The 10,781-nt window shown below is 47.4% G+C and carries 12 protein-coding genes; 5 read left to right on the top strand and 7 right to left on the bottom strand.

Annotated features, from left to right (window positions below; translation table 11 throughout):
- The first annotated feature begins 147 nt into the window (after positions 1-147).
- The 4 genes from O9290_RS19000 to O9290_RS18985 all read left to right on the top strand — a co-directional run bounded on the left by O9290_RS19000 (position 148) and on the right by O9290_RS18985 (position 1,734).
- Positions 148-603, top strand: a complete 456-nt coding sequence (locus O9290_RS19000; RefSeq protein ID WP_002757709.1) for a hypothetical protein — start codon at positions 148-150, stop codon at positions 601-603.
- 65 nt (positions 604-668) lie between these two features.
- Positions 669-986 (top strand): hypothetical protein, encoded by a 318-nt coding sequence (locus O9290_RS18995; RefSeq protein WP_002757707.1) that lies wholly within the window; start codon positions 669-671, stop codon positions 984-986.
- A 42-nt stretch (positions 987-1,028) separates the two neighbouring features.
- Positions 1,029-1,346: a hypothetical protein gene (locus O9290_RS18990; RefSeq protein WP_002757706.1), complete on the top strand. Its 318-nt coding sequence runs from the start codon at positions 1,029-1,031 to the stop codon at positions 1,344-1,346.
- Between the two features lie 79 nt (positions 1,347-1,425).
- On the top strand, positions 1,426-1,734 hold the full coding sequence (locus O9290_RS18985) for a hypothetical protein (RefSeq protein WP_288058286.1): 309 nt from the start codon (positions 1,426-1,428) through the stop codon (positions 1,732-1,734).
- A 241-nt stretch (positions 1,735-1,975) separates the two neighbouring features.
- Here O9290_RS18985 and O9290_RS18980 read toward each other — a convergent pair whose 3' ends face one another.
- From O9290_RS18980 to O9290_RS18965, 4 genes are all read right to left on the bottom strand, one after another.
- Complete coding sequence (locus O9290_RS18980; protein ID WP_288058288.1) at positions 1,976-3,391, bottom strand: cation:proton antiporter; 1,416 nt, start codon at positions 3,389-3,391, stop codon at positions 1,976-1,978.
- A 345-nt stretch (positions 3,392-3,736) separates the two neighbouring features.
- Positions 3,737-4,075, bottom strand: coding sequence for a P-II family nitrogen regulator (locus O9290_RS18975; protein WP_002757700.1), 339 nt, complete (start codon positions 4,073-4,075; stop codon positions 3,737-3,739).
- A 75-nt stretch (positions 4,076-4,150) separates the two neighbouring features.
- Positions 4,151-5,272, bottom strand: a complete 1,122-nt coding sequence (locus O9290_RS18970; protein ID WP_002757699.1) for a sodium-dependent bicarbonate transport family permease — start codon at positions 5,270-5,272, stop codon at positions 4,151-4,153.
- A gap of 94 nt (positions 5,273-5,366) precedes the next feature.
- The gene (locus O9290_RS18965) at positions 5,367-5,618 is read right to left on the bottom strand and encodes a sulfate permease (protein ID WP_080603588.1); all 252 of its coding nucleotides are present in this window, start codon (positions 5,616-5,618) and stop codon (positions 5,367-5,369) included.
- Positions 5,619-5,888: 270 nt separating this feature from the next.
- On the opposite strand from O9290_RS18965, the gene O9290_RS18960 reads away from it, so the two are divergent.
- Entirely contained in the window at positions 5,889-6,809 is a 921-nt protein-coding gene (locus O9290_RS18960) for a LysR family transcriptional regulator (RefSeq protein ID WP_002757696.1), read from the top strand.
- A 48-nt stretch (positions 6,810-6,857) separates the two neighbouring features.
- On the opposite strand, the gene ftsH4 is transcribed toward O9290_RS18960, so the two are convergent.
- The 3 genes from ftsH4 to O9290_RS18945 form a co-directional block, all read right to left on the bottom strand.
- Positions 6,858-8,735, bottom strand: a complete 1,878-nt coding sequence (gene ftsH4, locus O9290_RS18955; protein WP_002757693.1) for an ATP-dependent zinc metalloprotease FtsH4 — start codon at positions 8,733-8,735, stop codon at positions 6,858-6,860.
- A gap of 77 nt (positions 8,736-8,812) precedes the next feature.
- Positions 8,813-9,997, bottom strand: a complete 1,185-nt coding sequence (locus O9290_RS18950) for a tetratricopeptide repeat protein (RefSeq protein ID WP_288058290.1) — start codon at positions 9,995-9,997, stop codon at positions 8,813-8,815.
- 134 nt (positions 9,998-10,131) lie between these two features.
- Positions 10,132-10,781, bottom strand: a 650-nt coding sequence (locus tag O9290_RS18945; RefSeq protein ID WP_288087375.1) for an RNA-guided endonuclease InsQ/TnpB family protein, incomplete at its 5' end; no start/stop codon positions are given.

The raw sequence follows: 10,781 nt of genomic DNA, 5'->3' as shown, positions 1-10,781 counted from the left end.
GAACCCTTATATAGAAAGGCATTTGGCGATTTTTGTCAATTATTTTTGATCTAGAGCGAACTAATCAATTAAGTCTCTTGCCAGATAAGGATTTAGTCGATTTATGCCCCCCTATCGAACCATAACAAGTAACGAAGAGCCATAAACATGAAACATTTTCCGCTTATTTCCCCTCGTAACGTTTTAGCTTCCGTAGCGATCGCTTTATCCCTCGGTTTAGGTTTAACCGCCCCTCTACAAGCGCAGTTAAGCGGTAGAGTGAACTTTGAACAGGGAAGTGATATGGCCGCCCTCAACGGGACAATTACAGGGCGTGAATACCGAGATTTTGTCTTAAGAGCGAGAAAAGGTCAAACCCTGATGGTTTCTCTTGCTGATGATGGGACAGGCAACCCAGAAGACAAGCATAGTGTATTTTTTAATATCCTGCCGCCCGGTAGTAATAATGTAGCGATTTATAACAGTTCTGCCCAAGGCCCCAACGCCATGGCTAAAATTAAACTCCCCAAAGATGGCGACTATACCATTCGTGTCTATCTCATGGGAGAAGCGAAAGACGGCAATCATACCGTTCCTTTCACCGTCTCGGTAACGATTAGGTAGTTATCGAAAAATCTTGAACGCATCCTAGAGATTATCGCCCCTCTTACTCTGTAAGAAAATCAATCATGTTCGAGTCTATAAAATTCAGCGCCATCGCCACCGGAATCGCCCTCGTCGCTACTTTACCAGTTTATGCCGCGAATACTGCTACCATGTTGTCGGCCTGCAAATCTCGCGCCGCTAATGCTTATAAAACCTCGCCGGGTAATATCGTCGTCAAATACGAAGGACAACGCACCGACGGCACTCACGCAGTTAACGGCACTTACGAGACAGATAAAATGGTCAATACCTTCCAATGTTCCTTTAACCGCAACGGCAACCAGATCGTCAAATTTATCAAAAACCTACCCTATTCCAAAGTGGACGAAGGCGCTATGTAATAACACGCTCACTTAGTCTTCATTGGAGGAGATCAAAAAAGCATGAAACCCGTTTATGTCTTGTTGATAGCTATTACCACGGGTGTTATCGGTGCGGGTATCGGATTGTTTCTAGGAGGGAAATTCTTGGGAACCCTCGGATTCACAGGTGGTGTAACCTACGGTGTTTGTGTCGCCACGGAAACGGGAAAACAAGCGGGTTTACTAACCCAATCGGAAACCGATCAACTCTTAAAACAAATTAAAGAAAGAGCGGGTTCAGATTTTAATTTGAAACCAGAACAAATCGAAGAATTCGCCAAAATCAACTGTCAAGACACCCTAGAAAAAGCGAAATCAGCCCGTTCGGAAAAAAACTAGACGGACGTTATAGTACAATTGTCCACAAATCTAGCGATCGCTGTAAAACATCTAATTAACTTGGGAAAAAACTTAAATCATGCGTAAACTCTTTTCCGCTTTTTTACTGGCCACCTTAATCACCACCCCAGTCATCTTACCTTCTCCCGCCTTAAGCGAAATCCGTAAAGAACGGGTGCAATTCAAAGCCGGAACCGAAGGAACCACTATTCAAGGCAAAATCAAGGGAGAACAAGTCGTTCAATACCTAATTCGCGCCAATGCTGGACAAAATATGTCGGTTAGCCTCTTGAGTGATAACGGGGGCGCTTCTTTCAATATTTTCGCACCGGGTAAAGTCCCCGGCAAAGACGCGGCGATGGTTATCGGGAACAACTCCATTGCATAACACAAACCGAAGAGCCAAAAAGAGAATCTAGGAAATCTGTTCTGCGTAATCCAACTCCGTCGCGCATCCCGCCTCTTTTCGGAGAATATCGTCGATATTCTTAAATGTCTGCTCGAACATAGGAAAAAGATTAGATACTCTCAAATCTTACCTCGATCGCTCCGGTGATCCTTAGCATAGATTTGTAAAAAGGCTGAAAATGCTTCAGCCTCGTCTAAAAAATCAGATTTTACCCGCAAAATTAAGGAATAGGATTAGCCGAATCCTTGCTTTCTAGGGTTTCGGGAACAGCTTCCGTCTTACCAAAAGCGATTCGGAGGAAGGGAGGGGCCAGGAAAGTCGTCAAGATTACCATAATAATAATCGACACCTCCAAAGGCTTATCCAAAATTCCGCTGGCCGAACCAATCCCAGCAAAAACTAGACCCACCTCACCCCGGGGAATCATACCCACACCGATGGCGAGGCGATTGATTCCAGATATGCCAAAAACTGCCCAGCCTGTCACCAGTTTACCGATGATCGCCACAACCATCAAAAAGACAGCGATCAAAAGTCCGGCCCGATTCTCCGGTACCGTTGGGTTTAAAACACCGAGATCAGCACGCGCTCCCACCGTCACAAAGAAAATTGGTACAAGCAAATCGGCGATCGGTTTAATTAACTCATCCAACTCGTTCCGGGTATCAGTTTCATCAAGCACCAAACCCGCAGCAAAAGCCCCTAAAATCGCTTCAAGATGAATAGCATTGCCCAAAAATGCCATAAAGAAAGCGAAGACAAATGCCGGAATAACAATATTGCCCCGAGTTTTCAGCCGCTCCACGATCGCCACAAAACTTTTGTTAAAAATACCTCCCAACAAAATTGATCCGATCAAAAAGGCCGTAGCGCTGACAATCAGATAAATAACATTGGTCACATCAATCTCACCAGTTTTGGCTAAACTAGCGACCACAGCCAGAACAATAATACCGAGGACATCATCGATCACCGCCGCACCGACAATAATTTGCCCTTCTTTGGATTTGAGTTGACCTAACTCGGACAACACCTTCGAGGTAATACCGATACTGGTTGCCGTTAAGGCTGCCCCCGCAAAAATCGCCGGGATAGCCGCCACATGAAAGACGAGCATTAACCCGGCCGTACCTGCCGCAAAAGGTGCCGCAACCCCCACACAGGCCACAACCGTGGCTTGAATTCCCACTTCCTTGAGTTGCCGCAGGTCGGATTCTAGGCCAATTTCAAACAGCAGAATAATCACACCGATTTCAGCTAGAACCGAAATCACTTCACTTTGGGACTCAAAGATCCGGTCCACGGCAGCCGGGGCCAATTGATTCAATCCTTGCAGTACCGTCATAATCAGCGAGTCCGAGGCCGATAGTCCCCCTTCGGGAAAGATGAGCAGATGCAGTGCCGAAACGCCGACAATCACACCAGCGACCAGTTCTCCCAGTACCGGCGGAAAATCCAATCGTCTGGCGGCCTCTGCGCCGAGCTTGCTGGCCAGATAAATCACCACCAGTGTCAGCAATACGCCAGAGAGAATAATCGGTGAATCCTCGGCCACAACGGTGGCGAGCAAGGGGAGCGGAGCCATGGGAGCCGCTATCTCCCCGATCAAAGGAGGCAGAATATGGGACAAAATCATGAGTTTAAAGGGATGAGGGTTTAAAGGTTTTAGGTAGGGTCTGCTGAAAAAGTTTTTCGTGGGGGCAGGGTGTGGGGTGTGGGGTATAGGGTGTAGGGTTTTACCGATTTTGAGGTAGTCAGTTACCTAATTTTCAGGGAAAAAGTCCAGGAATTTTACCCCCAATCACTCCAATGGTCAGCACTTTTTGAGGGAAAAAAGCCTAAAAGCCTTATCCAACAAGGTTTTTAGATTTATTCAGCAAGCCCTAGGTGGTCATAAAACTGGGGGATAGGAAAAAGGGCCACCGCTCAAGGACAGTCAGGCTGCAGATGGGGTGGCCCGGATCAAGACAAGCTTAGTTGTCTAGATTTCACAGCCCTCTGGTCCACAGAAACTCTGTCCGTACAGAACCTCCGCATCACAGAGATAGATCATGCCCGCAAAATTGAGGAAAAACTGATCGGCAACCTGCTTGGCAATATTTTGGGCCATAATTCGATCGGGGGTAAGTATCTCGAACTTAACATTCGTATCGGTTTCGGAAACGTGGGGTTGTCCCGACGAGCGCACGTTGCGACTGCCTTTACCGCCAGTATCCATCACCGTGTAACCACTCGCCCCGCATTCTTCGATGATCTTGGCGACTTTTTTCAACAAAATCTTTTCTGTGACGATGACGAGCTTTTTGGCTGGTTTGGCCATGTTGATTATCTCCTTAAATGTGTACATTTATTTGCTTGGTAAGCCCCGTCAAGGGAGCGCCCACAGACCACAATCCTAGCCGCCGCTGAGGGCCTGGGCGAGACCAAGGAAGAAGGGTATGCACAAGCCGATCGCTACGGGCGTACCGATGGCCGTGGACGCGCCTATATAGGCGGAGGGATTAGCCGAGGGGATACCGGCCCGCAACGTGGGCGGCCCGGAGATGTCGGAACTAGAGGAAGCGATGACGGCCAGAACCACGACACCGCCCCAGCTGAACCCGGTGGCGTAGTGGGCAACCATGCCGAGACCGAAGGCGATTAGACCATGCACAAAGGGTGCTAGGACGCTATAGACGACATACCACTGGGCCACCTTACGCAGTTCGCCAACCCTTGACCAAGCCTCCATCCCCATGACCAGCATCAAGATTGAAAGCAAGCCACGAAAGAGGGGATCGTAGAAGCTTTTATAGACAGTTTCCGGCTGGGTGAATATGCCCAAAGCCAGACCTAATAACATGGCCGATAGGGCAGGTCCGCGAAGGCTTTCTTCAATGATCGGCCAGATCTTGACCCGATTATCCGTAGGCTGCTGCTGACTGAGATACTCCTGCCGACTGCTGGGATAATCCTGCTGATCGGAATAATCCCCGGCCGCCACCGGCTGCTTGCTAAAAGACTCGCGGTCGTAGGCCGATTCTTTCTGCTTCTTCTTGTTAAGATAAATGTTAGCCACCACGATCGCCGTTACCAGCGCCGGGATATCCATAAAGGGATAGAGTGCGCCGGCCCAGGCCTCGTAGGGGATCTTTTGTTCTTCGAGTACCGTCAGACCGGCTGCCATAGTCGAGCCACTCACGGCTCCAAATAACCCCCCAGTTGCGATCGCATCCACCACTTTCACCTTGGGCAGATTGGCTAAGGTATAGCGTGCGACGAAGACCACAATAATCCCTACTATGACGGCAAAGATCATTGGTAATACCATTTCCGTCAGGTTGGAATTGCGGATGGCAATCCCGCCGGTCAGACCGATTTTGGTCAGCAGCATGAAGACGATGATCGTACAAATCGACTCTGGGATGACCAATTCACTACCGAGAGCGGCAATGATCATGCCACCAATCAAAAAGGCCAGCGTTGGCGACTGCAACTGCTGGATAAAGTCCATGACAAACAATGAGAAAAAATCCACGAATACCTCCTTAAGCCTCCCCTGATGAGGAGTATTGAATATAAACGAACTAAATGAACCTTCAAAAGCTGAAAGAGAGTAAGAGTAAGGCTCTTTACCCCTTAAGCAAACCTGTTGCGGGCAGAACTTTGGACAGTGTCAAGTCCGCAGGTAAGCCTAATTCGGGATTTTTGTCGGTTAAACTGGCCTCGATCGCCGTCCCAGAAGCCACCCCGAAGGCAAGAGCTAGAGGGAGAGAAACGCTGGCAGCTGTTACACCACCGAAGCTATCGCCCCGCAAATTGTCAAAATGAATACGATTGGTTATTTCCATGAGAATCCAACTGAGCAAAGGATTTTTTGCCATAACAAAGCTGGCGGTTGACAGACCAGCCTTGATAGACAAAACTTTATGGTTTTTAAAGATCGATTGTTCTAAATCTATACTAGAACGGATAGCTTGACAAGCAAATTTTTGTAAATTGAGTTTAAATCGATATATCTTTACAAAAGTATTGATTTAAACCTATGATATAAGCGGGGTGGGGAGGTTTTTACTCGTTCCCCTCCATTCCTGCTTCTGTTTAGCAAAGCTCCTCAAGGCAGTAACAGAAGTGTAGCTCTCTAGAGGCCTCTCTTGATTCACGCCACTTTACATCAACTGATTGTCTTTGAAGCGACCGCTCGTCATGGCAGTTTCACCAGGGCTGCTGAAGAACTATCGATCACCCAACCCACCGTTTCTACCCAGATGAAACAACTGACTAAATCAGTGGGTTTACCCTTATTTGAACAGATAGGCAAACGTTTGTATTTAACCGAGGCCGGACGCAGTTTATTAGTCACCTGTCAAGCAGTCCTCAAGGATCTTGATAACTTTGAGATGGCGATCGCTGATATCAAGGGCATTAAACAGGGTAAACTGCGTTTAGCGGCGGTATCCACAGCCCAATATTTAATCCCTCAAATCCTAGGTCCTTTTTGTCAACAGTACCAAGGGGTGGATGTGTCCCTAGAATTGACCAATCACCAAGACCTAGAAACAAGGATGATCAATAATGTTGATGACCTATATATTTTAAGCGAACCCCCCCAAGAGCTAAACCTAGAGATTCGACCGTTTCTGGAAAATCCCCTCGTGGTTATTGCTCGCAAAGATCACCCCCTAGCGGGACAGAAAAAAATTCCGATTAAACGACTGCAAGGGGAACCTTTTATTATGCGGGAAATGGGATCGGGAATTAGACGGGCAGTACAGCAAATTTTTCTCGACCATGGCATCACCGTATCTCTGCGTTTGGAAATCGGCAATAATGAAGCCATTAAACAAGCGATCGCTGGTGGTTTAGGAATTTCAGTTCTGTCTCAGCACGTCTTAAATTTAGATAATCCCAATGGGGAATTTACCATCCTTGACGTGCAAGATTTTCCCATCCAACGCCATTGGTATGTGGTTTATCCCAAGGATAAAAAACTATCTGTGATCGCCAAGACTTTTCTGGATTATCTCCTCAATATTCAGCCCCAATCCCTCTTAAAGGTCAAAATTTCTAGATGAGAAACCCCATCTTTGTTGAAGATGGGGTAAGGTAAAAATCAAATCAATCTAAACAGTAACAGGTTCTCGATCGAGGGGTTTAACGCGATCGAGCAGTGCTTGCAACTGTTCCCCTTCAATCACCTCTTTACTGAGGATTTCTTGGGCAATTTCTTCGAGCAAATCGCGATTTTGAGCAAGGATATCCAGGGCCTGCTGATGACCATTTTCGACAATCTCTTTCACTTCATTATCGATCGCTTTGGCCGTATCATCGCTCACCAAGCGCCGGGGATTCATCATACCATCTCCCAGAAAACTATTCTGTTGACCTTTTTCGTAGGCCAGGGGACCTAAGGTCTTACTCATACCATAAGTAGTCACCATGCGTTCGGCCAAATCCGTCGCCCGCTGTAGGTCATTAGCTGCCCCAGTAGTAATACTACCAAAGATAATTTCCTCGGCGGCCCGACCACCTAAAAGAGTAGCAATTTGGTCGCGTAATTCCGTATCATCCATAAGGAAACGGTCTTCCGTGGGCATTTGCAGGGTATAACCGAGGGCTGCCATGCCGCGAGGGACGATCGAAATCTTAGCAACTTTACCACCCCCCGGCATAACTGCACCGACGAGAGCGTGACCAACTTCGTGATAAGCGACGATTTTCTTCTCTTTTTCCGAGAGAACCCGGCTTTTCTTCTCTAAACCGGCCACTACCCGCTCGATTGCCTCATTAAAGTCCTCTTGGGCGACGGTGCTGCGTTGATTGCGGGCTGCCAATAAAGCGGCCTCATTGACTAGATTAGCTAAGTCAGCACCAGCAAAACCAGGGGTGCGGGTAGCAATCTGTTTTAAATCCACATCTGAGCCTAATTTTACCTTACCTGCGTAGATTTCGAGGATTTTTAAGCGTCCAGCCAGATCGGGGCGATCAACTAACACTTGGCGATCAAAACGGCCAGGGCGTAAAAGGGCGGGATCAAGAGTTTCTGGGCGATTAGTAGCGGCCAGCACGATTACCGTCGCATCACCAGCGTTAAAACCGTCCATTTCCGTCAATAATTGGTTTAAAGTCTGTTCCCGCTCATCGTTACCCCCCATAAAATTACCGTTAGCGCGAGATTTACCAATCGCGTCTAATTCATCGATAAAAATAATACAGGGGGCTTTTTTCTTGGCCTGTTCAAACAGATCTCGCACTCGGGCCGCACCTGCACCGACAAAGAGTTCCACGAATTCCGAACCTGAGATACTAAAGAAAGGAACTCCCGCTTCTCCCGCGACTGCTTTTGCCAGCAGGGTTTTTCCTGTCCCCGGCGGACCGACTAGGAGGACACCCTTGGGAATCCGCGCCCCGATTTGAATGTAACGTTGGGGATATTTGAGAAATTCGACGATTTCGGCCAATTCGGTTTTCGCTTCTTCCACACCGGCCACATCTTCAAAAGTGGTTTTGGTGGTGTCTCCTTCCACATAGACTTTAGCGCGACTTTTGGTAATCGATAAAGCCCCGGCTGGACCACCACCACCGCTGCGAGCGAGGAAAAATTGCCAAATACCGACAAAAATCAGGGGAGGAATCACCCAACTAAGGACACTGCCAATCCAGCCATTTTTTGGCGGTGGCGCGGCGGCGAATTCTACGCCCTTGGCTTCTAGACGTTTGGGCAATTCTAGGTCAAAAATCGGTGTAGTGCTGAAAATTCGTCCGTAGTTGCCCTCTTGGTCGTTTTTAAGCTGATAACGAATCTCATTCTGTCCCACGGATACCCTAGCGACGTTGCCATCTTCCACTTGGTCGATAAAAAGACTATAGGGAACTTTGGGGACGCTAGGGCCAAATAATTGCGGGAAAAGAAGGTTAACAATCAGAAATAAGCCGCCTACGGCTAATAAAACATTACCGATCAGGCGAGATTGTGAAGGAGGTTTGCTTTTTATACTCATTGCTGGGCCTGATTGATTAAAATTAGTCTCTATCCTCTCCTCATTGTAGGCTGTTGACTGCTCAAGTTCAGATTGAATCAGGCGGGGGGATTACCGTCGTCTTCGGGCGGTTTTTGCCCTAGTAAAGCCTCTAGACGGGTTTGGGCAAGCTCAAAATCCGGCGCAATCCCTAAAGCTTTTTGATAACAGGCGATCGCTGCTTGGGTTTCGCCTAAATTTTCTAGGGTACTGCCGCGATTGTACCAAGCTTGATAAAAATTATCGTCCGCTTCTAGCACCTGTTGCCAACATTCTAACGCTTCTTGCCAACGTTGCAGTCCGTATAGGGCGCTGCCTCTAGCGTTAATGACTTGGTGATCGTTGGGGGTGATTTCTAGGGCGCGATCATAACTATTTAAAGCTTCTTCGTAGTTACCAATCATGGCTAAGGCACCACCACGATTATGCCAGGCCGAGGCTAATTGGGGATCGATCGTCAAGGCCTGTTCCCAATCGGCGATCGCATTTGACCAATTGCCTAAATTTGCCTGTTCTAAGCCCTGATTAAACCAATCTTCGGCAGTTTCAGGGTTTTTAGCTTCCTGGGGGGAAAATTGAGCGATGAGACTATCAATAATGCTTTCTGCGTCCTTATTTTCGATGCCCAATTGTTCGGCCATTTGCCCGGCTAGGGTAGGATCGTTTTGCAGACGGTCAAATAATTCATCGAGGGTGAGGGTTTCTAATTGGGGATTTTCTGGGTCAGCACCGTTAAAATCGCTAGTTTCACCCGAATATAAGAAATTTTCTGGGGTTTGCGGCTGGGAATAACTGCCCGGGTCCTCATCGTCGCCGGCGTATTCCCAGATTAAAGTGGCAGTTTCTTTGGTGTAGAGTTGATAACCGATCTCGTAGGAAGCTTCACCAATACGTTCAATCCCGGGGAAAGCGCGAGCTAATTCTCCCAAACGGATCATTCTGGTGGCGAGAAGTTGGTTAAGGGAAGCGGAGGATTGCAGACGGCTCCCAAAGCGCTCTAACCATTCTACCCAATCTTTTTGCCGACCTCGATCGCCCAATTTCTCAAAAAATCTCAGAATTCTGCCTTCGTGCCAACCGTGGGACACTCCATCGAGTAACTGCATATAGAGAAACTCGTAGTCTGTATCGGTTAGGGGAACAGATTCGATCGCTTGTACTCTCCCCTTTCCCCCTTGTCCCCCCAAAAGTCGGGTAAAAAAGTTTTCGATCGCACGCCAAAGTTTTCTTAAAAGTCCCTGCATTCTAATCTCGACACTGGTTTTATTAATCTTGCAAGCATCACCCAATTAGTCTAGCAGTTATCAGTTATCGGGGATTGACTCTCCCCCGCTAACCGCTCGCGCGGTGTAGCGGGGGATTCTCGGTTCTTAGGCTTTTAACTAGATCGACCGAGTTTAACCCAGTCGATCCCCGTCAAATCGCCTCCGCAAGCGTTTTCTAACACGGTCAGTCCGACCGCATTTTTTCCTCGGTTCTCAATTACCTTTGCTGATGCCGTATCTCTTGGTTCAATGTGGCCGCAAGAATCACACCGGTGAACTCTTTCCGATAACGCTTTTTTACCAGTAATTGCGCCACAATTCGGACACTCTTGCGAGGTTCCGTTTTTATCAACCTTAAGATAATATTTTCCCCGTTTCCAAGCGACAAACGGTAATATCTCGTTAATAAAACTACCGATACCTGAATCCAGAGATTGTTTTCTAACGATCCCTCTAGACCAGGAAACGAAGTTAATATCTTCAACAAAGATATTATCAGCGAGATCGCAAAGGTAATGAGCTAACTTAAAATGCCAATCTCTACGAGTATTAGACACTTTCTCGTGTAATCTTGCTATCTTCTCTTGGAGTTTTAACCAATTGTTCGAGCCTTTGACTTGATGTTTCAAGCGTCTTTGTAGCAATTTAAGCTTACTCTGTACTTTCAACAAAAATCGAGGGGCTTTGATTAAATCTCCCCGTGAAGTAGCGACAAAACTTTCAATTCCCGCGTCAATTCCTAAACAGGTCTTCCCTACTGTCA

Source organism: Microcystis sp. LE19-41.2A (assembly GCF_027530405.1).
In the GTDB taxonomy this organism is placed as follows: Bacteria; Cyanobacteriota; Cyanobacteriia; order Cyanobacteriales; family Microcystaceae; genus Microcystis; species Microcystis aeruginosa.
Note: the sequence above shows the minus strand (reverse complement) of the source record. Positions and strands in the feature narration are given on the sequence as shown.